Origin of the sequence: Jeotgalibaca ciconiae (assembly GCF_003955755.1) — a bacterium.
Classification (GTDB): Bacteria; Bacillota; Bacilli; order Lactobacillales; family Aerococcaceae; genus Jeotgalibaca; species Jeotgalibaca ciconiae.
This window is the reverse complement of record NZ_CP034465.1, coordinates 2,440,294-2,466,471: the sequence shown is the minus strand read 5'-3', so window position 1 is coordinate 2,466,471 and position 26,178 is coordinate 2,440,294. Positions and strand designations below refer to the sequence as shown.

Sequence of the window (26,178 nt, the reverse complement as noted above, 5' to 3'; positions counted from 1 at the left end):
AAAGAGTGTCAAGTATTTCTTCTTGAAAAGAGTTGCAATCAAAGCTGAATTATGATAAATTATTCAAGTGTATGAAATTGGAAAAATAAGCTTCTGAATCAGTGCTTCTGAAAGAATATTAAAGGAGGTAAAGACATGTCAAAAGAATGTTACGTAACTGGACGTAAAAGTCGCTCCGGAAATAATCGTTCACATGCTATGAACTACTCAAAACGCACTTTCAAACCTAACTTACAAAAAGTTCGTATTTTAGTTGATGGTAAACCTAAAAGAGTTTGGGTTTCTACTCGTGCTTTGAAATCTGGTAAAGTTGAACGTGTTTAATAATTAAAAAAATCTCTCAGGTAACGTACGTACCTGAGGGATTTTTTTGTATAATGAACGGTATTCATTTTTTTTTATATTCTTTAGTCTTTGCTCTGGATAACTGCCATAATTCCTTCATCAAACGAGAATTCGATGGTATTTTCTAGAAATTCATTGCTGACCAAGGCAATTGGATAAGTAAAATCGTCTCCTTGCAACGGATACTTGGCATGAACTAATTTTAGATTTTTTATCGGTGTCATACCAATAAAAGAAATATATTTTTTATTCTCTTCTTTTGAAATTTCATATTTTCCTGGTTCAAAATAGGATAAAGTATTATTCCGGTCTAAAATCTGGATTCGGGTCAACAAGGGTCTGTATTTCGGCTGGTAAGCCAACCAAATATTACTCATCATATGATCCACTCTGCCTCCAAGTAATCCCAGCATTTTAATAACATCCACCTGGTAGTGTTCTGACACGAATTCCAGAGCAGCCTCTGTATCTGTTAGATCTTTTTCAGCAGGCAGCTCGATCACTTTAGGGATTCTCATTTTAAGGTTTTCAAGTTGTTCTTTACTGATTGAGTCAAAGTCACCGATGGCAACATCAACCGATATTCCGGCTTCAAGTAAACGAATGGCTCCCCCATCTACCCCAACAATTTTTTGATTCTCACGTTGAACTCCTATTAGCTTGATTAGATTGTCAGTTTCACCGCCAGATACAATGATTGCCTCAGATGTCATTACTGATTGCCCCTTTTAGTTTTTGGAAAGCACGCTCCATATCTTTTGCTCCATAAATATAGGAACCAGCTACAAAAATATCTGCGCCTGCTTGATAGCACCTCTTAATTGTTTTATCCGTAATCCCACCGTCCACTTCAATCAGGAAATCATATCCTTTCTCTTCTCTTAAACGATTCAATTCGGAAATTTTAGAAACAGTGCTCTCAATAAAGGACTGTCCTCCAAACCCTGGATTGACTGTCATTACTAGTACCAAGTCAACATCTCCCAAAACAGCTTTGATAGCTTCTACTGGTGTACCGGGATTAATGACAACTCCAGCTGCCACATCTTCATTTCTTATCATTTGTAACGCACCATGAATATGTTTTGTTGCTTCTACATGAATCGAAATAATATCAGCGCCGGCTTTGGCAAAACTCGGTATCAGTTTCTCCGGATCTTCGACCATTAAATGACAATCCAACGGGAGTTTTGTATGAGGACGTATCGCTTGAACAACGTTTGGTCCCAAGGTTAAATTATTTACAAAATTACCATCCATTGCATCAATATGGATATATTTTGCACCCGCTTCTTCCGCCCTCTTTACATCACGTTCTAAATTTGCAAAATCAGCGCTTAATATAGATGGAGCTATAAGCATACTTTTACACACACCTTACTTTTTATTTTTTTGATATTTTGGCTTCCTATTCTGAATCTCTTCTAGGAATTGCAAATAATGTTCATAACGATATTCTTTAATTTTTCCTGACGAAACGAGTTCTTTAATGCGACAATTCGGCTCGTTCAGATGCATACAGCCTGAAAACCGGCAATCATCACGATTCGCTAAAAACTCAGTAAATAAATCTGGGAGATCCTGTTCTTCAATTTCTTCTAGTTCAACACTACTAAATCCTGGCGTATCAGCAATTAGTGCCTCTCCAACAACAATCAATTCAACATGCCGTGTAGTATGTTTTCCACGACCTAAGGAAGAAGAGATTTCTCCCGTCTGGAGAGCTAATTCCGGCATTATCTGATTCAATAAGGTTGATTTGCCTACACCTGATTGGCCCATGAAAACCGCTGTTTTTCCCCCTATTACTTCTAGTAATAAATCAAGTGATTTCTTTTCAGTTTTGTAATCTGACAAAAGAACTGTGTATCCAAGAGACTGATATTCTCCTTGATGTAAAATCAGTTCTTTTTCTTGTTCTTTATTTAATAAATCGATTTTTGTTACATAAATAATGGCATCCATTCCTTGTCCTTCTAAATAAACAAGGAAACGATCCAATAGATAAGTTGAAAAATCTGGTTCAGTTGCAGACATCACAATCACGCCTACATCAATATTCGCGATTGGAGGACGCACGAGCTCATTTTTTCTTGGAGCAATTGACTTTAAAATTCCCTCTGTCATATTATCACTTTCAAATTCAACAAAATCTCCCACAAGCGGCGTTGTGTCTTTCACTCTGAAGTTTCCTCTTCCACGGGTTTGGTAAGTTTTACCATCTGAATAGACATAGTAGAATCCACTCAATGCTTTTCTTATCTGTCCTTGTTGCAAAAAAACGCCCCCTTTATCCGATTTCTTTTTATTATACCAAAAATGGAGTAGGAAAGGATATGTTCACCTTTTTTAATAAGAAAATAAGTGGCCCTTTACCTAAAGCTTTCTGCGTGCATTTACTAACAATCGAGTTGTATAATAAAAGGAAGGAAAAGATAGAGAAAGTAGGGATACATGTGAGACGAATTATTTTTGTGCGGCATGGTCAAAGTGAATGGAATGCACTGAATCAATTTACAGGTTGGGTTGACGTGGACTTAACTGATATAGGAATGAAGGAAGCTCATGAAGCAGGCAGAAAATTAAAAGAAGCAGGAATTGAGTTAGACTTAGCTTTTACATCTGTCTTGAAAAGAGCCATTAAAACGTGCCATATTGTCTTAGAGGACTCTGAACAGTTATGGGTACCGGAAGTTAAGACTTGGCGCTTGAATGAACGGCATTATGGAGCTTTGCAAGGCCTCAATAAAAAAGAGACTGCGGATAAATACGGCATCCAGCAAGTGCAAGAGTGGCGCCGCTCTTATGATATTTTACCACCTTTATTGACACCTGATGATCCACATTCAGCTCTAAATGATCGACGCTATGCTCAGTTGCAAAAAAGGGTCGTTCCCATGGGAGAAGATTTAAAAAGAACATTGGCACGCGTGATTCCTTTATGGGAAGACCAAATTGCACCTGCAGTTTTAGATGGAAAAACTGTTTTAGTGGCAGCCCATGGAAATTCACTGAGAGCTTTGGCAAAATATATGGAAGAAATTTCTGATGATGAGATCATGAAATTAGAAATACCAACTGGGCAGCCTTTGGTATATGAATTAACAGAAGAATTAGATGTTATTAAAAAATATTATCTATAAAAATGGGCTAATCATGGAATCAGGAATATTTGTTCTACTGTACTCCAGTAGAATGTAAGAATAATCGCATCTGATTTGTAATTCGATTAAGGTCGAGCTAGTTTCAGGCCTTTTTTACGAGCCGAAGCTTGCAGTTTTGAGAAATCGTATGAATATAAAAAATAAGAAATTTGACCCTGAATTGTCAGGAGACTTCACGCTTCAGCGGGTTAGTCGAATGATATGCGTTAGCGAGCAGCGAAGCGCGCAATGGGGCAAATTTATCTTTTTTTCACTAGGTCAGGACTTGGGAGCTAGACATTGATGGCTGAACTTATAATCCCCTAGTCTATCAAAAAAGCTATTGAAGGATGGATTCACTCACCTCTCAACAGCTTTTTTTCATTTCCTTAACTAGTTATTGTCTTGAAAAAGTACACAGCCTCTTTCCACCATGAAATGTTCTACTCAGTTAGATTATCTTCTTCCATAATCACTTTACCATCGCGTTCGACGATGTAAGCCCCATTTTCTCCTTCAAGGATTCGGAAGTTTAGGGTAACTTTTTGTTCTTCTTTAATATCAAATTCACGGAAGACATCTTCGATTTTGTGGTCTGCATCTTTCATGTAAATAATAACATGATTTCGAGCAGGCTGACTTGCGCTCTCGGAAGAATTTGATTCTGAATTGCTTTCTTCACTTGAGCTTTCCTCTTGAGGAGCTTCGAACGGAATCGTAATTTCTTTTGAAAAAGTAACAATCTCTGGTTCAGCAGGTCCTGAAGAAATAGTAACAGTAATATTGTCTCCACGATTGAAATTACTTAATGGAGAAATCGATTGTGAAAGAACGAGTCCTTCTGCAATCTCATCAGAAGCTTCTTCATTAAAATCTACATTCAATCCATATTCATCTGCATAACTTTCTACAGCTTCTCGGTTTAATCCCGAAAGATTTTCCATTGTATAGGTTTGTTCTCCCATACTAACAGTTAATACTACTTTTGTTCCTTTTGCGACCACTTCAGTATTGGGATCGATGCTTTGCCCCAGAACAGTTCCTGATTCTGATTCATCATATACATTTTCTCTTTCAACCATGAAACCAAGTTCTCTTAACTCTGAACGGGCATCGGAATAGTTTTCTCCCAAGTAGTCATCAAAAATAACTGGTTCGTTTCCGAGACTTATGTATAAATCCACTTCGGAGCTAGGCGGAAGGAACTCACCCGATTCGGGATTCGTCCTAATAACAAAGCCCTCTGCAACTTCTTCATTGTATTCTTCAATTACTTCCCCAACGGTTAAATTTGCTTCTTGCAACAATGACCGCGCTGTATTCTCATTCACATTTGAAATAGCAGGTACTTCAACAGGATCCGGTTCTCGGTTCATAAATATAGCAAAGGCTGCAATTGCAATAGCTGCAATAAGAAAGAGAATTGCAAAAATCCATTTCTTTTTTTTCGATTTCTTTTCTTTTTTAGAATTTCGTTCTTTTTCTTTCTGTGCTGTTGAATCTTCCACAGTTGTTGCCGTCACTGTCTGCTCTTTTTGCGTCTTATCAGGTACTTTTATCGGTTCAAGTACTTTCGTCTCATCTAGCATGGCCGCAGGAGTGAAAACTTCCTCATGGGCTCTACTAGGACTTAAAGAGCTTTCCAAATCATGCAGCATATCTTCACATGATTCATAGCGGTCAATCGGTTCTTTCGCCGTTGCTTTTAGAATTACATTTTCTAAACTTTGTGGAATTTCTGGATTCTGTTCTCGTATTGAAGGCATCGGTTCTTGGAAATGTTTTAACGCAATGGAAACAGCAGATTCTCCATCAAAAGGCACTTTCCCATTCAACAATTCATACAGAACAATTCCTAGCGCATAGATATCCGATTTAATCGTAGTCATACTCCCCCGAGCCTGTTCAGGTGAAATATAATGAACGGAACCAAGAAGTGTATTTGTTTGAGTAATAGATGTGTCAGAAAGTGCTACGGCAATTCCAAAATCCGTTACTTTAATCGTATTATCTTTATCGATTAATAAGTTTTGAGGCTTAATATCCCGATGAATAATTCGATTTCGGTGAGCAAGTGCCATTGCAGAAAGAACTTGGCTCATAATATGAATGGCTTCTTCCGGACTAGCTTTTCCGTTTTTTTCGATATACTTCTTTAAATCCGTTCCTTCAACGTATTCCATAATAATGTATTGCAGTCCGTTATCTTCATCAACATCGTATACACCAACGATATTCGGATGAATGAGCTGCGTTGCAGAAAGAGCTTCTCTTTGAAATCGTCTAAGCGCTTCTTTATTATTTTGGAAATCGTAACGAAGTACTTTCACTGCAACATCTCGATCAAGTATCAGGTCATGCCCTAAATATACATTCGCCATTCCGCCTGTACCAATGTGACGAATTATTTTATATCGTTCACCGATTTTTTTACCGATTTCTAACAACATCATTCCTCCCTTCTTTCAGAAAAGTCTGCAAGTACCACAGAAATATTATCCAAGCCGCCTGCTTCATTTGCTGACTCTATTAATTTATTCGTTTTTTCTTCTACACTAAGCCAATCTTTCAGAACACCTTTTATACCTACTTCATCCACCATATTACTCAATCCGTCGGTACACAGTAGTAAAATATCATTCTCAAGTACCGGAATGGATGTTAGGTCGACTTGAATTGACTCTCTTGTACCTACGGAACGGGTAACAATATTTTTTTGTGGATGATTCTTGGCTTCTTCAGATGAAATCTCACCTGATTTCACTAATTCATGGACCAAAGAATGATCCTCCGTTAGTTGCTTCAATTGATAATTTCGGTATAGATAAGCTCGGCTATCCCCAACATGAGCGATGACTAGTTCTTTACCAATATAAGTAGCAGCTACTAAAGTCGTTCCCATTCCATCTAAATCAGTAAAATCCAAGGATTTTTGAAAAATTAAACGATTTACCTTTTGAATGGTATTCAATAACCAGACAGAAACTTGTTCGCAATCGGTAAAAGAAGTTGGTTTCCAAGCTTCTCCCATATGAGAAACAGCCATTTCACTTGCTACGTCACCAGCTTGATGACCGCCCATTCCATCACAAAGCAACAATAAAGGCTGTCCATTTTCATTAGAAAACCAACTGACAAAGTCTTCGTTTATCTTTCTATTCTTACCTCTATCACTTCCATAAGCAATTTGCATTCTCTTCCGTCTCCTCTATCACTCTACTCTTTCCATCACACAGATAAAAAAGCCATCAGTGCCAAAATCATCCGGGAAAATTTGAATATATCCTTCTGAAGTAACGATTTCGGATGGAAATTTCTCGTCTCCGTTTTCATTGACTGCGGAGTTAGCAGGCAGCACACGATGATTAGGATGCTCTGTTAGAAATTTTTCAACAATTTCCTGATTTTCTTCCCTCGCCAGTGTACACGTACTATATACTAATCTGCCGCCTTTTCTCACTAACTGTTCAACAGCCGTTAAAATATTGTATTGTTCCTCTTGTAAGGAAGTAATCCCCTGCTTTGTTACTACATATTTAATCTCTGGTTTTCGTCTCATTAGCCCTAAACCAGAACAAGGTGCATCTACAAAAACAACATCGAATTGCTCTTTGGAAAATTGAGTATCCGCTTGTTTTGCGTCCAGCAAATGGGTATTTATTCGATTAGAAACATTCATACGTCGAGCATTTTCTTCAATCAGCTGGATTTTATGTTCATGAATATCAAGTGCATGGACAGTTCCTCCTGATCCTTCATCTAAAAAACTAGCCATATGAATGGTCTTGCCGCCAGGCGCTGCACAAGCATCAAGCACCGCATCAGCTTTCTCTAGTTTACCAAATAAAGCTACTAGTTGACTAGACTCATCTTGAATTGTAATCGCACCTTTTTTAAAGAAGGAACTATGCGTCACTTTTCCTGATTTCACGCGTAATCCTACGGGTGAAATTGGACTGCGCTCCGTTTCAATACCTTCTTTTTCCAAGGCTTCTCTTATTTCATCCAATTTTTCTGGGTTTTGGACTCGCAAAGAAAGATAAGGAGCATGTTGGAGAGATAATAGCAATTTTTCAGCTTTTGCATGCCCAAAGTCCTTGATAAATTTCTTTACTAACCATTCTGGAACACTTGCCCCAATTGACAATTTTTTCGTTTGATCTGGAATTTCTTCCCAATCTTGCCACCCTGTTCGTTGGAAATTACGTAAAACACCATTTACTAGTTTAGCAATCCCAGTATGACCTTTTTGTTTGGCAATTTCAACTGCATCATAAAAAATTGCATGATCAGGTATTTTATCCAGATAAACAATTTGATAAACAGACAGACGCAGTAGATTTATTACCCAGCTTTGCATTTTTTGAGGTTTCCGAATAAAGGGTTGCAAGAAATAATCAAGTGTTAATTTTCTTTGTGTGACTCCATAAACCAACTCTGTCAATAAACCAATATCTGCGCTGTTTAATTGCTCTTTTTCGATTATCGCATTCAAAAGAATATTGGAATAGGCACCTTCTGTATCAATTGCATCCAGCATCTCAGTTGCTAGGTATCTTACAGAATGGACAATTTTATTTGTTTTCTTTTTACTCATATTAGTCAAATCCTATTCTTTTAATCGCCTCAATGTCATTCCCATTTAGAAAATTATTTATAGACATTTTCTTTTTTCCCGCTTGCTGTAATTCGGTGATTTTTAATACTGTGCCATTTCCGCAAGCAACAAACAAGGATTTTTTATCCCATTCTACAATAGAACCTGGGGATAATGTTGTCTCCTTATCTGTTTTCTTTGCTTGCCAAATTTTACATCTTTCCCCATCTAAAAGTGCATGCGCAACAGGCCAAGGACGCATTCCTCTTACTTTATTAGCAATCTGCTCCGCAGTTTGGTCCCAATCAATCCGTTCTTCTTCTCGAGATATATTGGGAGAAAAGGTTACTTTGCTTTCATCTTGCTCTACTGGAGTGATTTCTTCTGCAAATAACTTAGGCAGTACCTCCATTAATAAATCTCTTCCTAAGAGACTCAATTTATCAAACATGGATTGCACGTCATCATCTTCCTCAATGGGAATGCTCCTTTGAGCTAAGACAGCACCTGCATCCATTTTCTTTTCCATATACATAATGGATACGCCTGTTTCTTTTTCTCCTTCAATAATCGCATAATGAACGGGTGCTCCGCCACGATATTTTGGTAATAAAGAAGCATGGACATTAATTGCCCGATGTTTTGGCGCATTTAATAATTTAGTTGGTAAAAACTGTCCATATGCAGCTGTTATGAGCAAATCTGCTTCTAAAGCAATCAACTCTTCTAATTCTTTTGACCCTGAAATTTTTTCAGGCTGATAGATTGGAACTTGATGCTTTAAAGCAGCTTCTTTTATCGGTGGAGGTGTTAACACTCTTTTTCTCCCCACAGGTCGGTCCGGCTGCGTAACAACGGCAACTACTTCGTACTCACTTTCAAATAAAGCTTCTAGAATTGGAACCGAAAATTCTGGTGTTCCCATAAAAATAATTCGTTTCATTTTTGCGGTGTGCTTCTGATACAATCTCTGTCATTCCCACACCTTCTCCCCTTTCTAGCTAGAAAACAAAATCAGAAGAAATTCACTGGTTCTGTATCGATTGATATATATAATCCTTTTGCATTGTCTTTTTGTGATTGATCTAAAATCATTGTTAATACATCATGTAAACGTGGCTCGTTTTTATATTTAACTAATAATTGAAAATAATAACGATTATTCATTTTGGCAATTGAACTTTTTGAAGGTCCTAAGACAATAGTTCCTTCACCCATTTGTTTTCGGATCATGGCATTAATTTCGTATATTTTCACTTGTGCTTTTTTCTCATCTGCATCACTAACGGTAATTTGCGTAGTGAAATAGTAAGGCGGATAACCTCCATGATGACGCAAGACCATTTCTTGGCGGTAAAACCCATCATAGTTATGATGCTTGGCGTATTCAATGGCGTAATGTTCAGGATTGAATGTCTGGACGATCACTTCTCCCACCAAATCAGCTCGTCCCGCCCTCCCACTTACTTGGGTGAGTAACTGGAATGTTTTTTCGGAAGAGCGAAAATCTGGCAAGTTCAAAGATGTATCCGCGTTGATTACCCCTACAAGCGTAATATTGGGAAAATCCAATCCTTTTGCAATCATTTGCGTGCCTAATAATATATCTGCTTTCCCTTTCCCAAATGCATCCAATAGTTTTTCATGCGCACCTTTTTTTCTTGTTGTATCAACATCCATTCGAATGATTCTTGCTTCTGGAAAGAGCTCATTCAGCTCTTTTTCAATCTTTTGAGTGCCGGTTCCATAGTAGCGGAATTGGTGACCTGCACATTTCGGGCAGGTCTTTGGAACTGGCTTCTCATGGCCACAATAATGGCATTTCATCCCCTTTGTGTCCATATGAAAGGTCATGCTGATATCACAATTTGGACACTCTAAAACATATCCGCAATCACGGCACATAATAAATGAAGAGTAACCTCGTCTATTTAATAGTAAAACACTTTGCTCTTTCTTTTGTAGGCGATCTTGGATTTTTTCTTGTAAAACACGTGAAAAATTACCACGGTTATTTTCCTGAAACTCTTCTCTCATATCGACAATTTGAACTTCTGGCATTGCTTTTGCGTTGATTCGATCTGGTAGTTCCAATAATTTATAAACATTTTTCTGAGCTCTAGCACGGCTTTCAAGCGAAGGCGTGGCACTTCCAAGAATCACTGGACACTGATTGTACTTTCCTCTGTATATTGCAACATTTCGAGCATGGTATCGAGGGTTGTCTTCTTGTTTATAGGTCGTTTCGTGTTCTTCATCGATAATAACAATACCTAGATTTTCTACAGGAGAAAATATGGATGAGCGAGCTCCAACAACGACGTGAGCTTCGCCTCGTTTTATTTTCCGCCATTCATCATACTTTTCTCCAGCCGATAACCCACTGTGCATTACCGCCACATCATTGCCGAAACGTTCTTTAAAATGACGGACCATCTGTGGAGTAAGGGCTATTTCAGGTACCAGCATCAGAGCCGTCTTCCCTTTCTTCAAAACATCTCCGATTAACTGCAGATATACTTCTGTCTTCCCGCTGCCTGTCACACCCTTTAAAAGAAAAACATGATGTTCGTTGTTTTCAATGGCTTCTTTAACTTGATTAAAAGCTTCTGTTTGAGCATCATTTAACTGTTTATTTTCTGTTTGAGAAAAATGATGATTTTTTAGCGGATCACGATATACTTCTTTTTCTTCTTCTTTCAACCAACGCTTATTCACTCCAGTTTGAACAGTTTGCGCTGAAAGATCGAATTGTTCTTGAAATTCTTTTTTTGTCATCCACTGATCTTCTATTTTTTGTAGAGCATGCAGCAGTTCTTTTTGCTTACTAGCATTTTTCGGCAGTGTTTCTAATTCTTCTTCAATTTGCAACCAGGACATTGCTGAACAATATACTTTGATTTTTTTTGATTTTACTTGATTTTTGACGAGATAACGAAGATCAACCTTTTCTCTTTTCTTTAAATCTAATAACTGTGGAAGCACCCCTTTTTCCAGTGCTCTTTCCCACGATAATGTATCTTGTCCTTCGAACAAATCAAACCACAGAGCTTCTTCTATTTCATCTGTTAAAAAAAATTCTTTTGAATATTTTGCTTTCAGCATGGTAGGGAGCATGGTTTGATAACAATAAATTTGATAAGAATATATGCGGTCTGCCATATCTTTTCCCAACTGAAGTAATTCTTCTGTCAGTACTGGTTCGATATCAAGAGGACGAACAATTTCCTTTAACTCACCATCATAATTTGAGTCATCTACAATCTCAGTTATGAAGCCTTGAATCGAGCGAGATCCAAAAGGCACTTCCACTCGCATACCTATTTCAAGTTTTTGAACAAGATTAAGAGGAATTACATAATCATATGGTCGATTTGTTTGCATAGCAGGTACATCTACAATCACCTTTGCAATTTGTTTCAATGATTTTCCTCCTTTAACGATTGTTTTCACTACTCATTTTACTAGATTCGCATTATAAAGTCTTGTCAATTTTTATTGTCAGACTCCAAAAGAAAAAGTTGCTGGATTCGACAAGCAAATTCAGCAACTTTTATGTAATTTTTTAGTTCAGTAATCTTCTTTAACCGTTAACTCTCCAGCAACAATTTCTTCTAGAGCTCGTCCAACATTTTTATGAGATTCATACTCTTCTAAAAGAGGTTCTGCTTTTTCGTGTAATTCATGCGCACGTTTTGCGGAAACAATCACCATGGAATACTTTGAATTAACTTGACCTAACAACTTGTCAATCGATGGGTAAAGCATCATCGTATCATCACTCCTTTTCTGTTCTCAATTTTGTATCTAATATGCGTGATACTTTTAAATGTTCACTTTTAATAATTGCCAATACTTTGTTGACCGCATTATCAACGGTATCATTTTCAACTGCATAGTCATAATAGCGTATTAAGTTTAGTTCTTCAACGGCCTTTTCCATTCTCTCTCGAATAACCGGCGAAGCATCCGTCCCGCGATTAATAATTCGAGCTTCTAATTCCATCATGTCAGGAGGTGTTAGAAAGATAAAAATACCTTCTGGCATACGTTCTTTAACTTGCATTGCACCTTGAACTTCGATTTCCAGAAAAATATCATTTCCAGCTTCAAGCGTCTTTTTCACATAGTCGATTGGCGTGCCATAGTAATTGCCTACATATTCTGTATACTCAAGTAACTCATTTTTCTCAATCATTCTTTCAAACTCTTCTCGTGATTTGAAAAAATAATCAATGCCATCTACTTCCCCTTCTCTTTGTTTCCGGGTCGTAGCTGAAATTGAATACATAAACTCTTGTTCACCCTGTGAAAAAATCGCTTGCCTAACTGTTCCTTTTCCCACTCCTGAAGGACCAGATAGTACAATTAGTAATCCCTTTTCGGTCATTAGTAAATCCACCATCCATCTAATTTGCTTGCTTTTGTAACTTTCCATTAAAATGACGTAAGTTATTTCCCACTAGTGTACCACAATCCGAGAAAAGTGAAAACATACAAGTATCTTTTCACATCAAATTTTCAATTTCATGATGAATTTATTTATTGAATGCAGAAAAAAACTTATAATATCCCCATTTATAAAAAAGAAAGAGACAACATTCATTGCCTCTTTCAAAACGTATTTCATCATTCTCTAGTTGTTCGTACCCATATCTTTTACTTTCATCATGCGAACAATGGATGAGCGTTCATTTTCTTCTAGTTTCATTTGAATATAACGAATCGTCTCTTGTAATTGAGGAATCATACGGTATTCCAATGCATTTACACGTCTTCTTGTTTTTTCAATTTCATCAGCCATGAGTTGACAGGTCTTTTCGATTTCACTTAACTTTAAAAGCTTGGGCAATATCGATTCAATCCGCTCGATAGCTTCATCCAACTCGCTGCTTGAATTCAAGTAACCATACTGAATATCAGAAGTTACATCTGCTTCCTTGATGTTAAAATCCATTTGCGGAACAATCACACTCATGATGTTTTTTTCATGAATGTCCAGCTCTACATTTGTCTCAGAGCCAACGAATAATTCTTCAATAAACAATTCGTTAATTAAAGATTTCGCAATAACAAATTCCTTCATGGAATCCGTCAATTCTCTTTCAACTTCTTCACGTAAGGCATTGTTTTCCTTAATTAGGATAATGAATTGTCTCATCAATTCATCTTGTTTATCTTTTAATAACTTATGTCCGCGAGTAGATAGCTTAAGACGATCCTTAAGATTTGCCAATTCCATTCGGGTAGGTTTGACATTTAAACGAGCCATCGGATCACTCTCCTTCCGGCATGAACTCTTCGATCATATCATTCTTAATACGCTTCAACTCTGTCTTCGGCAGGATTGATAATAGTTCCCATCCTAAGTCAAGTGATTCTTGAATCGTACGATTTGTATAGAAGCCTTGATTGACATATTCTGCTTCAAAACGATTTGTAAATTCTACATAAAGTTTGTCTGTATTGGATAAAGCAGATTCCCCCAAGATAACAGCTAGCTCTTTTGCTTGTTTTCCTTCTGCATAAGCGGCAAATAACTGGTTCATGGTTGCTGAATGATCTTTACGAGTTTTTCCTTCTCCAGTCCCTTTGTCTTTCAATCGTGATAAAGAAGGTAATACATCGATTGGCGGTTGTACGTTTGCATGATCTAATTCACGTGACAAAATAATTTGTCCTTCCGTGATGTACCCTGTCAAGTCAGGAATTGGATGGGTAATATCATCTTCCGGCATGGAAAGTATCGGAATTTGGGTAACGGAACCTTTTTTTCCTACCAATCTTCCAGCACGCTCATACAACGTTGATAAGTTTGTATATAAATAACCAGGATATCCACGTCTGCCTGGAACTTCTCTTCGAGCAGCAGAAATTTCTCGTAAAGCTTCACAATAATTGGTCATGTCAGTCATAATTACCAGTACATGCATGTCTTTTTCAAATGCAAGATACTCCGCAACTGTCAAAGCCATTTTAGGCGTCGCAATTCTTTCAATCGCAGGATCATCCGCTAAGTTTACGAACATTACGGAACGGTCAATCGCACCTGTTTTCCGGAAGTCTTCCATAAAAAACTCAGCTTCTTCAAAAGTAATTCCCATTGCTGCGAAGACAACAGCAAATTTTTCATCACTATTCAATACGGAAGCTTGACGAGCAATTTGAGCCGCTAATTCTTTATGAGGTAATCCAGAGCCAGAGAAAACAGGAAGTTTCTGGCCACGAACAAGGGTGTTCAAATGATCGATTGCTGAAATACCTGTTTGGATAAATTCATCTGGATAGTCACGTGAAACAGGATTAATTGCCTGTCCGTTTATATCCAATGAAGCTTCCGGAATAATCTCTGGGCCATTATCTATCGGTCTTCCCATCCCGTCAAACACTCTACCAACCATGTCTTCAGAAACATCAATTGATAAAGGTTTTCCACGAAAACGTACTTTTGTATCTTTTATATTGATACCAGCTGGACCTTCGAAAATTTGTACCATTGCTTTATCTTCTGTAATTTCCAGAACTTGTCCTGTACGAATCTCGCCATTTTGCATTTGAATTTCCACTAACTCGTCGTATTTAACGCCTTCTACTTGCTCGACTGCCATCAGAGGGCCGACTACTTCTGTTACTGTTTTGTATTCTTTAAGCATGGTTCGTCATTCCTCCCTCTGCTAAAATTTTACGTAATGTTTCTTTCATATCTTCTTTGATTTGCTTAATATCATCGATATTTTCTTCAGCAATGAATTTACTTCTTGCAATCCGGTCACGAATTTCTTCTGTACCATCGATAATCTCGTTGAAGTAAGCTCCTAAACGCATCGCTTCGCTAGCTTCTTCTTCAAAACTTAAAATTAAATCCAACATCATTAATTGTTTTGTTTGGGAAGTATAGGTATCCACGTCATCAAATGCATTCTGTTGCAAGTAATCTTCTCGAATTGATTCAGATATTGCCATCGTTAATCGATCCGCTTCAGATAAAGATTCAATCCCAACTAGACGCACAATCTCTTCTAATTCCGATTCTTTCTGCAGTAATCTCATTGCATGTTGAACCATTTTCGACCAATTCGGATCTAGTTGCTCATCTAGATATTCACCTACTTCTTTATTGTAAAGAGAGTAAGAGTCCAACCAGTTCATCGATGGAAAATGGCGTTTTTGTGCTAATAATGCATCTAATGCCCAATAAACTTTTACAACACGAAGCGTATTTTGCGTAACAGGTTCTGAAGTATCCCCACCTGGTGGCGATACAGCTCCAATCGCAGAAATACTGCCTTCTCTTCCGTCGCTTCCAAGAGCAACTACACGACCAGCTCGCTCATAGTATTCAGCAATCCTACTTCCTAGATATGCTGGATAACCTTCGTCTCCTGGCATCTCTTCCAGACGTCCAGACATTTCACGAAGAGCTTCTGCCCAACGAGAAGTCGAATCTGCCATGACAGCCACGCTGTAGCCCATGTCACGGAAGTATTCAGCAATTGTGATCCCTGTATAAATAGATGCTTCACGGGCTGCTACCGGCATATTAGACGTATTAGCGATCAAGATGGTTCGTTCCATCAAGGATTCTCCCGTATTAGGATCAATCAATTCTGGAAACTCATTCAACACATCCGTCATTTCATTTCCACGTTCTCCACAGCCAACATAAACTACTAAATCTACATCTGCATATTTTGCGATTTGATGTTGAACAACCGTTTTACCAGCACCAAAAGGTCCGGGAACCGCAGCTCCTCCCCCTTTAGTGATTGGGAAGAAAGTATCAATAACACGTTGACCTGTTCTTAATGGAACATGTGGATTTAATTTTCTTTCGATTGGACGGCCTCTTCTTACCGGCCATTTTTGCATCATCGTGAATTCTTTCAATTCATTTTCAGTTTGTACAGTATAAATGACATCCTCTAGAGTGAAAGTACCTTCTGCTTGAATGGATTCAATCGTTCCTTCAACTCCGTAGGGTACCATGATACGATGTTCAATAACTTTTGTTTCTTGTACAATCCCCACGATATCACCGGCAATTACCTTATCACCAGCTTGTTTTGTTGCTTTAAATTCCCATGTCTTGCTACGGTCCAATGGATCTACATGAGCACCACGTACTAAATAATCACTCTTTGTAACAGCTTTAAATGTGTTAAGAGGACGTTGGATCCCGTCAAACATTTGGGATACAATTCCAGGTCCTAATTCTACTGATAGTGCTTCTCCCGTTGTTGTAACAGGTTCGCCTGGTCCTATACCTGAAGTCTCTTCATATACTTGAATAGAGGCAACATCTTTACGCATTTCAATGATTTCACCAATTAAACCTAATTCGCCTACTTGACAAATATCTTGAATATTTGCATTTTCCATGTTTTCTGCCATGACTAAAGGACCGGAAACTTTGATTATTCTACCTTTTTTCAAATAAGTTCCCTCCTAATTATAAAATATTTTGTCCAACTGCTTTTTCTACGTTATCTTGAATTCTTTGTTTTCCAATTCCTAAAGAACCACTGTGGTTTGGAATTAAAATAATCGCAGGAGTTAACTTGGCATCATATCTTTTTATTGTTTCTGGAATTTGTTCTGCTAGAGCTTCCGTTAAATAAATGATTCCATAGTTCTCCTCTGCTAGGCGGTCAATGGTTTCTCTTGCCTCATTTGCTGTACTGCAAGCAAAGACAGAGAAACCAATAATTTTAAATGGGAGGATGGAATCTTTATCGCCTACAACACCTATATTATGAGCCATAAACTTTTCGCACCCTCTCTCTTAATTTTTCTTCTTCAATTTCATTATCCTTACCAACTAAAATCAAACGAAGATTGGTAACTTCTGTTTCTTTTGCGTAAATATATCCAAGCAAAGGCAACGGTCCAAATGCTTGATAAATTCCCTCAGAAACGATTTGATGAATTAAATCATCCATCAGCTTGTCTAGCTTCAACGTATCAATTCGATTATTATCCTCGATGACGGTTTCCAATTGTGAGCCATAAGACATACCAGAGTATAACTTTCTTAGCACACTAACTGCTCCATTCATTGACTCGTCAATGATATCTTGCTTCGAAATTGAACCTGAAGAAGACAATAATGCATATAAATGGCTACGTGGCTTTCCTTGATTCAAACTTCTTACTACAGAAGTTAAATTATACAAATCAATCAATGTATCCGTAATATTTGTAATCGGAGAATAGTCAATTTCATTGGTTATTGCTCGTAAATGACGGAAATAATACGTATCCATATAGACAGTCACAGCTTCAATTAAGCCTCGTTCCTCATAATCACTTTTCGCTGATTGAACAGCTTCTACCATAATAGGATGAGCAACATCGCTTTCTCCTGTTTCAACAAGATTCTTCAGGGAGTCAATCGACAAATGTCCAATTGGAATCAATAAAGATTCATAATTTTCCTTTAAAATATATTGTTTTAGCAATACTTTTAAATTGTGATAGGTATACCTTAGGGTAAACAAGTCGATCAGTTCAGGTGTAGGAGCTAACTCATATAATTCACGGTAGACATTTGCTAAATGATTCATGGCAAATTGATTGAAGTCCTTTGTTCGAAGCACTTCCGCTTGATCAAATTCATAATCTGTTCCTTTTAGTACGTCTAAAGCAGAAGCTAAATCATCTGCTTTAATCATTCGTTCAAAATCTTCTGTTTTTAATAACCGAAGTTCATAAGTACGAATTAACGTATTGATACCTTTATAATCAGTATCTCTCATTAGCTCTTCCCCCTATTCATTTTTCTCAAATGCAAGGGAAGCCAATTTTGGTGAAAAGTCTTTTTTTATTTCGGCTACGATTTGATCAAAGAAAAAGTTATAATCAATGCCACCCTGCTCGACAATAAAGCCAGCTTTGTTGCTTGCTGTTCTATTTTCGATTATTAAATGAGGGTATTTTTTCTTTAAAGTCTCTTTAAAAGAATCTGTAAAATAGGAAGCAGATTTCTCTCCTATTATTAAATGTAGCGAATTAGTATTGAATTGGTTCAAAACTTTTTCAACAAAAGATTGAAATGTTACTGAATCCCAAGCAGTCATTTTTGCAATTGAATTTTGAAAAACTTCATTCATAATGGTTTGTTTTTCAACTAAAATTCGATTTCTTCTTTCATTAGCCAACGATTGAACTTGACGCTCATAATCGTTTTCGCTTTTTGTTTTAATTGTTGCTTTGCGCGCTTTTTGTTGTTCTACAAAGCGCACGCGGTTTTCTTCAATTTTTTGAGCTAATTCTTGTTCTTTATTTGCTAATTTTTTCTGACCAGCTTCTTTTGTACGTTTTAATATTTGTTCCGAAAGTACATTCAATTCTTTCATGTCTATCATCCCTTCGTTCAGTATTAGTTATTTAGAACTAGTAGGAAGGAAATAACAAATCCTAAAATAGCATAAGTTTCAACCATTGCTGAATAAATAATCCCTTTAGTATTATGCTCTTCTCTTTTAGCCAGGATTTGGATTGCTGCAGTTGCTACACGTCCTTGAGCGATTCCTGAAGTCAATCCAGTGAAAGCAATAGGCAAAGCAGCCATCAACATGTAAATTCCATCTTGGAAAGCCATGTCAGAAGACATATTTAAGTAGATCAAGAAACCAATAACGAATCCGTATAAACCTTGTGTACCAGGCAGCAATTGTAGGATCAAAGATTTACCAAATTTATCCGGTTGTTCCTTAATCAATGCAGAAGCAGCTTCACCTGTCATCCCAACTCCACGCGAAGATCCCATACCTGAGAAGATTACCGCGATTGCCACCCCTAAAGCAGCAAAGATGATTCCTCCGTTATTTTCAATAAAAAATTGTAGCCATGTTTGGTTTTCCATATTTCTATTCCTCCATTTTGTAAGTAAGTGTATTTTTTAAATCAATGTATTCTTCTGACGTTTTTAGCGGTTTTAGCGCTTTTCCGCCACCTTCGTAGAATTTACCGAAAAACTCCACAAAAATTAGTCTTGCCCCATGAACATAGGCACTTAAAGCAGAAAGCCCAATATTCACTAAATGTAAAACAATAAAAAGAAGGATTCCGACTGTGAACTTCGCGCCTGTTGGCAAGAAGTCAATAATCATATTAAAGGCTAAACCAATACTTCCTCCTGATACTCCCAGAGCCATTAATCGTGTGTAACTAACGATATCTCCGACATATCCGGTAATACCGTATAAATTATAAAGCCCAATACCCACTCCCAACGCTTTGTTCGCCGAAGCTAAAGCTGAGGCAACAATCACGATCACTACTCCTGCTAGGGCAATAATTGTTCCGATTGTTGATAAAGTTGCATTTGGGAAAACTAGATTTGCTAAAACTAACAGAATAATCCCTGCAAAAATTGTCAGCCAACCGATTCCATCGGAAAGTGCACCATATTTGTCATCTTCTTTTAACAGTAAATAAGTTTTTATTCCTAATCCTAATAAAATTTGGATTACACCAAAAACTACTGATATCACTAAAATCGTATTAACATCATCCATGATCGAAAGTGGAACGATTGGTAGTTCCAATCCAAAGAATGAACCATAAATGATCCCCCATACGATTGTTGCACAGCCTAACATTTGGAAAAAGCGCATGTTTTTTTGCATGCTTTTAGTAAGTGTGAAAAATTTCAATGCTAGAGTCGTTGCAAGGAACATCATTAACCCATATCCAGCATCTGCCATCATCATTCCAAAAAAGACTAGATAAAATGGCATAAGAAACGGCGTTGGATCAATCTCATTATACTTCGGTAAACTATACATCTCAGTAATAGTTTCAAAAGGTGCTATGTATTTATTATTTTCCAATACAATTGGAACTTTATCAATTTCTTCTTCCTTGACCTCTTCTACAAGAAAAGCATAATCATCAATGGAAAGCGTTTCTTGCATAGTTTGTTGGACCTCATGGACTTTCTTCTTTTCCATCCATCCTTCTAAAATAAATAGGTTAGGTTCGTCAACCAGAAGCAATTCTCCCCGAACTCTTTGAAGATGAGCATAAACCGTTTCAATCATTAATTTTAATTTCCACTCAATGTCTTTTCGATCAGTAAGTGTCTTTTGTAGGTCTTGTCTTTGTTGGATAAGAGTTTTCATCTCGTTCTCGATTTTCTTTAATTCTTCTGTTGGAGTATCTTGATATAGATAGTTAAGTTTAAAGAAATGATTCGTTTCTAATAATGAAAGGACAGCTTCTTTATCCTTATAGTCAAAGACTACTGTAACACCGTACTCATCCCTCGTCTGGTAAATTTCTTCCACATGAAGTAAGTCAGATTCGCGAATAGACCGCATAAATTCATCCGAAACTGTCTGCGGAATGGTTCCTGCTAGAACTCGGATGAATTTGTTATTCTCCATTTGATGTGGAACGTAGCTCATGTTCTTCCATTTCAACAAGAACTCCTCTGATTCTTTCATTTGCTCTAAAGATTCTTTTATTTCTTTTAAAGTATCCATGGAGCTTTGAATCGTATGGATTACTTCATGTTGATCAATATCTTTCGTTTCACGTTCTAACTCTTGAATAGTAAGGCCTTGTCTTTTTTCACGCATTTTCCCTAAAAGTGATTGTTTCGGAAAATAGTCTTGCATAAAATTCATATAATTTCTATATTCTTCATATCTATTTTCCAATAATTTAATTGATTCATCAATTTTATCTCTTTTGCGTGGGCTCATTGCACTCAATCGTTTGTATTCAGCAGACATGTCAATTAATTCAATGCTTTCCATGCCTTGAATCGTTTGTAAAATCATTTCTTTTTGTTCTTGTAACGAAATGATTTTTATTTTATTCATTTTAGCTATTGCCATATTGTTTCATCACCTCTTCAATAACAATATCAACAAGCTGATCTTTTTTAGTATGATAATTGCTCTTAAGAGCATCCATCTCTTCAGAAGTTTCTTTCTGTAGTTGCTGCTTCAATTGATCGAGCTTTTTTTCTGTCGCAAGATTTTGCTCGTTTTGATATTCTTGTAGATCCGATTCGATTGTTTCTTTCATTTCCGAAATTTTTTGTTCCGTTTGATCAACCATTTCTTTCATCTTATCATCAAAGGAAGCTTCTAATTCTTTTGCAGCTTGTTCAATCCTTTTTACTTCATCAATCGTATTCAAGTATACCACCCCCAACTCTAAAAAAATTGTCTAAAATTTCCCAACAGTACAATTATAACGTCATTTACTGATGACTTCAAATCTTTTTCGTAATATTTAAAGAGATTTAACTCTTCAGAAATTTAAAAACAAAAAAACACTTGCTTTTTAGAACAAACGTTCTATAATAAGAATATACAAACAAACGTTCGGAGGCCCTGAAATGGAAAATTATTATGATAATCACTTCTTGTCTGCAGAAGGTTCGCGCTCTACTCTTCAATCAGCCTTACCTGTCTCAATTCATTCTGAACTCACAAACTCTGTTATGCCATTATACCAAATTATTCGCTTCGCTAATCAAGCGGCTATTAATAAAAAGAAAGTTTCGATTACAATTGAAAAAAAACTTGGCCATAACCAGTACACTCGTCAATTATTAACTGGCACATTCCACTCAAAACTCAATAAAAACAAACAAATTGCTTTTAAAACTGCTGAAAATGACATGGTTCATCTATTGAAAATCGACCAAATTCTAGCCATTCAACAAATATAACTTTTTAAACCACTCCTAAAAAAGGAGTGGTTTTTAAATTTATCTGTAAGATATTGTGTTTCATTTTCTACATAAAGATCTATAGATGTCAACTGAATCGCAAAGAATCAGAACATCTTTTTTGATAGAAATCTTATGGGAATTGCGGAATAAATTCTTTATAAAATAGGAGAAAGCAAACGAGAAAAATATTGTTTGAATTTTCGCCAACGAGATTGATTTTGAAAATACTCAGCGTCAACCTGCAGACTTTTACTTAAATCTTGATTGAAATTCGCTAATAACTCCTCTGCAATGGTGGAATCATAAATAAATGCATTAATCTCAAAATTTAATTTAAAACTGCGCACATCCATGTTTGCTGATCCGATTGATGCAACTTCATTATCCACAATCAGAACTTTTGAGTGAAAAAATCCGTCCTCATAAATATAGACATGGGCACCGTACTCAATAATATCTTTCGCAAAATATTCAGTAGCACGGTAAACGAATGGATGATCGGGCTTGCAAGGAATCATAATATGAACTTCAATACCCGATAAAGCAGCAATCTTCAGCACTTCATGAACACTGTTATCAGGAATAAAATAAGGTGTTTGTATATAAATAGAATGTTTTGCTTGGCTGATCATCTTAATAAATCCCATTTTTATTGCTTGAATATCATCTTCCGGACCGCTCGATACAATCTGCATAGCAGTGTTACCCATTTTAGGTGAAATTGGGAAATAATATTCCTCATATCCTCTTTTTTCTTCTTTCGGTGCAACCGCATTCCAATCCATAAAAAAGCGACTTTGCAAGGTCAACACAGCATTTCCTTGAATTCGAATATGGGTATCACGCCAATTTCCTAAAGGTCCTTTTCCAATATATTCCTTCCCTATATTAAATCCACCCATATAAGCAATCTTACTATCAACAACAATAATTTTACGGTGATTTCGATAATTCATACGTAAATTAACGAAAGGGATACGAGAACCAAAGAATACAAGCGTCTTTCCACCGAGCTCCTCTAATCGTTTAAAAAATTTAGGATTATTCCCTCTACATCCTAAGGCATCAAAAACAACCAACACCTCGACACCTGCAGCAGCACGATTTTCCAAAGCAGCTAACACACGCTTTCCTAATTCATCTGAACGAAAAGTATAATAAAGAAGGTGCACATGATGTTTTGCTTCCATGATATCTTTAATCATCTGATCAAATTTTTCTTTACCATCAATAATGACTTCGACGTCGTTCCCTCTTGTTAAAATAGACTCATTACTTTCAAGAAAAAGAATAGCCGTGTGAACCTGCACATCATTGTCTTCCTCGGAAGCAATTTGTTCATTTTCCTCCAGCATTTCCTTTTGATAATCAGCAAGTTCGGACATTCCAAGACTCTTTTGCGACTTCATATCATAAATCCGTCCAGCTGGTATTTTTTTGCCGACAAATACATAGAGTATAAATCCGAAAACCGGTACTAAAGCTAAAGTCAGAAGCCATGCCCAAGTAGTAGGTACGTCTCGTTTCTCATGAAAAACAGTATAAATCGCACCGACTAGGTTGATAATAAAAATTGCCGTAATAATTCCTTGCCAAATACTCATCTCACATACTCCCTAAGTCATTTTATAAAAAAGTACAGAAAAGAGGTGAAAACATTTTTCCACCTCTCCTATATCGGTCATTTAGAATAATTATTAATCGTTTAATAATTTTGATTTTTCTTTTCTACTTAAAAATGGCGTATCTTTTGGAATAAAAAACTTTGGTAAAAACTTTGCTAAAAGTAGTAATACAATTGCATTAGCCGCCAAGGTAACAGCAAAAGACAGTCCATCAATCTTCAGATAGTGAGAGATAGCGCTGCTTCCCTCCGCTACTTGCTCCGCGTTAAATGATAGAGAAGCAACAAATTTCCATAGATAGAAAACCAAAGTTCCTAAAATTGATGCTGTAATAATGTTCACTGCTGCATTCGGATAGCGTTTGTTGTTTAATGTTCGCTGTGTAAATTTCGCAAAAAAACCAACTATTCCAATAAAAGCAAGTGGTCCAAATTGAGAAACGATGTTTACCAATAAATCATTGCTATTACTCATTAACAATAATGCGAGAATACCTGCAACAATTCCAGCAAAGAATCCTTGCAATAATCCTCTGCGGAGACCGATAAACAGTATCGGTAAAACTGAAAAAGTGAGGAAACTATCCCCAACCGCAATTGGTACATACAAGAGTAAGTATGAAACTACCCCAATGAGGATTGCTTCTATCCAACCCCTCAAACTATTTGAACCCATATAAAAAACCGCTCCTTTAATCATTAAAAATTTGGCGAAAAACCTTACTATTTTTTCAAGTAACTAGATGCTTCCATGATGATTGGTAAAATAACCGGACGACGTTTCGTCTGATCAAAAAGATACCTGCTTAATGAATCTCTTATCTCTTGTTTTAATGTCGACCATTCAAAATCCTTATTCTCAAGGTTATCTTCTACCACTTTTTTCGTTATTTCTGTACTCTCTTTGATAAGATCCTCACTGGCTTTCATATAAACGAACCCACGAGAAATAATTTCTGGACCCGAGACAATTCTTCCTTGACGACGCGAAATAGTAACAACTACGATAAACACTCCATCATCTGCCAATAACTTTCTATCACGCAGAACAATATTACCAATATCTCCAACGCCAATTCCATCAATTAAAACATTCCCAGCAGGAACTTGACCCGACATTCTCATGCGCCCATCTTTGTATTCAATTACATCCCCTTTTCCAGGAATAAAAATATTTTTGAATGGTATTCCAACTTCATGAGCCAATTCAGCATGCGCAGCTTGCAAGCGATAATCTCCTTGTACAGGGATAAAGAATGTTGGATTTAATAAATTCATTAACAATTTTAAATCATTGGGCGTTGCATGTCCTGATACTTTAAATGTATCCGAAATTTCTTTCACACTTCCACCAGCACTATAAATCATGTTTTTGGTGCGCGCAACGACTTTCTCCATTGCGGTAGAAGGAGTAGTTGTAATATAAACTAAGTCTCCATCTTGAATGTTCACTTGTTTATGTTTATTTTTAGACATCCGTTGAAGTGCTTCGAATGGCTCGCCACTTTGTCCGGTCTCCAATATTACCAGTTCATCATCCTGATATTGATCTAAACTCTTTTGCGTAACAATCACATTTTTAGATGGCAATATAAGCTTACCTAAATTAATGGCGGTATCTACTACTTGAACTAATTTCGTTCCGGTCATAAATATTTTTCGTTTTGTCTGATAAGCTGCATCAAATACTTGCTGGATTCGCATAACATTACTTGCCACGCAAGATACAATTACTCGTCCCTCCGCATTGTTAAACGTATCGATAATTTCTTCCGTAACTTTCATGTCGCTCACATTTTCAACGTATGATTCAGCATCGCTAGAATCACTTAACAATGCTAAAACATTTTTTTGACCGATTTGAGAAATGGCAGCGAAATCAGTTTTATACATTTCTGATGCGCTTTGATCAAATTTAAAATCACCCGTATAGACGATGGTTCCATCGGTTGTATCCAGACAAATAGCAACTGAGTCAGGAATTGAATGGGTTGTTCGGAAGAATTTTACAGTAACATTGTCAAATTCAATTTCTGTTTTTTCATTAATGACATGATAATTATCGAATTTTGGATTTAAACCAGTGCTTTTCACTGATATTTTAGCCAGTTCAATTGTTAATTCAGTCCCAAAAACAGGTGCATCGATATTTTCAAGAAAATATGGCAATGCCCCTACTGCATCTTCATGACCATGTGACAAGAAAATGCCGGCGATTCTATTTTTATTTTGTTCCAAATAGGTAAAGTCTGGTATAACGATATCTATACCAAGAAGTTCGTTATCCGGATATATTAATCCACAATCCAACACAAAAATAAGTTCGTCTACTTCTACGACGTACATATTTTTCCCGTTTTCTCGCACTCCACCTAAAGGAATGATTTTTATTTCACTCATTATTACACCTCTTCTAATTAATCATTCTACATATTTTGTTAGGAGTTAAGGAAAATTGAGCTATTGCTCCTTTAAAAAACCACTATCCCTCTCTTTTTCAGAAAGACCTAAAAAATAACCAATTGCGATCCGAAAAAATTCTTTTAAGAATCAAAAGAATAACTTCAGCTTGCATTAGCATTCAAAAGGCAGCTATTTCTTTTTATTTTTTCTGCATTATAAAAGATGATAAAAACTTTTTTATTCTTTGTATATCAAAAACGATACACGTAACCGAAGTTCTCCTAAAAATATTATACCTTATCTAGGCTGGTTTTGTAATCATTAGCAATTATTTATTACAAAAAAGCAGGACAAGCCACGCGGTTTCAAGAGA

General features: G+C 36.7%; 25 protein-coding genes. 3 read left to right on the top strand and 22 right to left on the bottom strand.

Features of this window, described 5'->3' with window-relative positions; translation table 11 throughout:
• Nucleotides 1–135: 135 nt before the first annotated feature.
• Nucleotides 136–324: a 50S ribosomal protein L28 gene (rpmB, locus tag EJN90_RS11465; RefSeq protein WP_126111368.1), complete on the top strand. Its 189-nt coding sequence runs from the start codon at nt 136–138 to the stop codon at nt 322–324.
• An 83-nt stretch (nt 325–407) separates the two neighbouring features.
• Here the strand turns inward: rpmB and EJN90_RS11460 are convergent, their stop codons facing one another.
• From EJN90_RS11460 to rsgA, 3 genes are read right to left on the bottom strand one after another with little or no spacing between them, the layout of a single operon-like run.
• Complete coding sequence (locus tag EJN90_RS11460; RefSeq protein WP_126111366.1) at nt 408–1,058, bottom strand: thiamine diphosphokinase; 651 nt, start codon at nt 1,056–1,058, stop codon at nt 408–410.
• On the bottom strand, nt 1,048–1,707 hold the full coding sequence (rpe, locus tag EJN90_RS11455) for a ribulose-phosphate 3-epimerase (RefSeq protein WP_126111364.1): 660 nt from the start codon (nt 1,705–1,707) through the stop codon (nt 1,048–1,050). The genes EJN90_RS11460 and rpe overlap by 11 nt, the downstream gene beginning before the upstream one ends.
• Before the next feature lie 15 nt (nt 1,708–1,722).
• Complete coding sequence (gene rsgA, locus EJN90_RS11450) at nt 1,723–2,622, bottom strand: ribosome small subunit-dependent GTPase A (protein WP_126111362.1); 900 nt, start codon at nt 2,620–2,622, stop codon at nt 1,723–1,725.
• Nucleotides 2,623–2,801: 179 nt separating this feature from the next.
• Here rsgA and gpmA point away from each other — a divergent pair, with 179 nt between their 5' ends.
• On the top strand, nt 2,802–3,488 hold the full coding sequence (gene gpmA / locus EJN90_RS11445; RefSeq protein ID WP_164544078.1) for a 2,3-diphosphoglycerate-dependent phosphoglycerate mutase: 687 nt from the start codon (nt 2,802–2,804) through the stop codon (nt 3,486–3,488).
• 443 nt (nt 3,489–3,931) lie between these two features.
• Here the strand turns inward: gpmA and pknB are convergent, their stop codons facing one another.
• The 16 genes from pknB to EJN90_RS11365 all read right to left on the bottom strand — a co-directional run bounded on the left by pknB (nt 3,932) and on the right by EJN90_RS11365 (nt 21,237).
• Nucleotides 3,932–5,941 carry a Stk1 family PASTA domain-containing Ser/Thr kinase gene (gene pknB, locus EJN90_RS11440; RefSeq protein WP_227872509.1) on the bottom strand — a complete coding sequence of 670 codons (2,010 nt, stop codon included), beginning with the start codon at nt 5,939–5,941 and terminating at the stop codon, nt 3,932–3,934.
• Nucleotides 5,938–6,681, bottom strand: coding sequence for a Stp1/IreP family PP2C-type Ser/Thr phosphatase (locus EJN90_RS11435; RefSeq protein ID WP_126111358.1), 744 nt, complete (start codon nt 6,679–6,681; stop codon nt 5,938–5,940). Before EJN90_RS11435 ends, pknB begins: the two co-directional genes overlap by 4 nt.
• A gap of 18 nt (nt 6,682–6,699) precedes the next feature.
• On the bottom strand, nt 6,700–8,085 hold the full coding sequence (rsmB, locus tag EJN90_RS11430) for a 16S rRNA (cytosine(967)-C(5))-methyltransferase RsmB (protein ID WP_126111356.1): 1,386 nt from the start codon (nt 8,083–8,085) through the stop codon (nt 6,700–6,702).
• Nucleotide 8,086: 1 nt separating this feature from the next.
• Nucleotides 8,087–9,028, bottom strand: a complete 942-nt coding sequence (gene fmt / locus EJN90_RS11425) for a methionyl-tRNA formyltransferase (protein ID WP_126111354.1) — start codon at nt 9,026–9,028, stop codon at nt 8,087–8,089.
• A gap of 71 nt (nt 9,029–9,099) precedes the next feature.
• A complete protein-coding gene (gene priA / locus EJN90_RS11420; RefSeq protein WP_126111351.1) occupies nt 9,100–11,508 on the bottom strand; it encodes a primosomal protein N' in 2,409 nt (802 codons plus the stop codon).
• A 147-nt stretch (nt 11,509–11,655) separates the two neighbouring features.
• A complete protein-coding gene (gene rpoZ, locus EJN90_RS11415) occupies nt 11,656–11,856 on the bottom strand; it encodes a DNA-directed RNA polymerase subunit omega (RefSeq protein ID WP_164544077.1) in 201 nt (66 codons plus the stop codon).
• Between the two features lie 7 nt (nt 11,857–11,863).
• The gene (gene gmk, locus EJN90_RS11410) at nt 11,864–12,475 is read right to left on the bottom strand and encodes a guanylate kinase (RefSeq protein WP_126111349.1); all 612 of its coding nucleotides are present in this window, start codon (nt 12,473–12,475) and stop codon (nt 11,864–11,866) included.
• A gap of 246 nt (nt 12,476–12,721) precedes the next feature.
• Nucleotides 12,722–13,357, bottom strand: coding sequence for a V-type ATP synthase subunit D (locus tag EJN90_RS11405; RefSeq protein ID WP_126111347.1), 636 nt, complete (start codon nt 13,355–13,357; stop codon nt 12,722–12,724).
• Nucleotides 13,358–13,361: 4 nt separating this feature from the next.
• A complete protein-coding gene (locus EJN90_RS11400) occupies nt 13,362–14,738 on the bottom strand; it encodes a V-type ATP synthase subunit B (RefSeq protein ID WP_126111345.1) in 1,377 nt (458 codons plus the stop codon).
• The gene (locus tag EJN90_RS11395; protein WP_126111343.1) at nt 14,731–16,518 is read right to left on the bottom strand and encodes a V-type ATP synthase subunit A; all 1,788 of its coding nucleotides are present in this window, start codon (nt 16,516–16,518) and stop codon (nt 14,731–14,733) included. Before EJN90_RS11395 ends, EJN90_RS11400 begins: the two co-directional genes overlap by 8 nt.
• A gap of 16 nt (nt 16,519–16,534) precedes the next feature.
• Entirely contained in the window at nt 16,535–16,846 is a 312-nt protein-coding gene (locus tag EJN90_RS11390; RefSeq protein ID WP_126111341.1) for a V-type ATP synthase subunit F, read from the bottom strand.
• Nucleotides 16,836–17,840: a V-type ATPase subunit gene (locus EJN90_RS11385; RefSeq protein ID WP_126111339.1), complete on the bottom strand. Its 1,005-nt coding sequence runs from the start codon at nt 17,838–17,840 to the stop codon at nt 16,836–16,838. Before EJN90_RS11385 ends, EJN90_RS11390 begins: the two co-directional genes overlap by 11 nt.
• Nucleotides 17,841–17,852: 12 nt before the next feature.
• Complete coding sequence (locus tag EJN90_RS11380) at nt 17,853–18,440, bottom strand: V-type ATP synthase subunit E (RefSeq protein ID WP_126111337.1); 588 nt, start codon at nt 18,438–18,440, stop codon at nt 17,853–17,855.
• Nucleotides 18,441–18,463: 23 nt separating this feature from the next.
• Nucleotides 18,464–18,949: a V-type ATP synthase subunit K gene (locus EJN90_RS11375; RefSeq protein WP_126111335.1), complete on the bottom strand. Its 486-nt coding sequence runs from the start codon at nt 18,947–18,949 to the stop codon at nt 18,464–18,466.
• 4 nt (nt 18,950–18,953) lie between these two features.
• Nucleotides 18,954–20,930: a V-type ATP synthase subunit I gene (locus tag EJN90_RS11370; RefSeq protein WP_126111333.1), complete on the bottom strand. Its 1,977-nt coding sequence runs from the start codon at nt 20,928–20,930 to the stop codon at nt 18,954–18,956.
• The gene (locus EJN90_RS11365; RefSeq protein ID WP_126111331.1) at nt 20,917–21,237 is read right to left on the bottom strand and encodes a hypothetical protein; all 321 of its coding nucleotides are present in this window, start codon (nt 21,235–21,237) and stop codon (nt 20,917–20,919) included. The genes EJN90_RS11370 and EJN90_RS11365 overlap by 14 nt, the downstream gene beginning before the upstream one ends.
• 202 nt (nt 21,238–21,439) lie before the next feature.
• Between EJN90_RS11365 and EJN90_RS11360 the strand changes: the two genes are divergently transcribed.
• Nucleotides 21,440–21,775, top strand: coding sequence for a hypothetical protein (locus EJN90_RS11360; protein ID WP_126111329.1), 336 nt, complete (start codon nt 21,440–21,442; stop codon nt 21,773–21,775).
• 158 nt (nt 21,776–21,933) lie between these two features.
• Here EJN90_RS11360 and cls read toward each other — a convergent pair whose 3' ends face one another.
• From cls to EJN90_RS11345, 3 genes are all read right to left on the bottom strand, one after another.
• Nucleotides 21,934–23,382 carry a cardiolipin synthase gene (cls, locus tag EJN90_RS11355; protein WP_126111327.1) on the bottom strand — a complete coding sequence of 483 codons (1,449 nt, stop codon included), beginning with the start codon at nt 23,380–23,382 and terminating at the stop codon, nt 21,934–21,936.
• A gap of 93 nt (nt 23,383–23,475) precedes the next feature.
• Entirely contained in the window at nt 23,476–24,078 is a 603-nt protein-coding gene (locus tag EJN90_RS11350) for an energy-coupled thiamine transporter ThiT (RefSeq protein ID WP_164544076.1), read from the bottom strand.
• 47 nt (nt 24,079–24,125) lie between these two features.
• On the bottom strand, nt 24,126–25,802 hold the full coding sequence (locus tag EJN90_RS11345) for a ribonuclease J (protein ID WP_126111323.1): 1,677 nt from the start codon (nt 25,800–25,802) through the stop codon (nt 24,126–24,128).
• Nucleotides 25,803–26,178 lie beyond the last annotated feature (376 nt).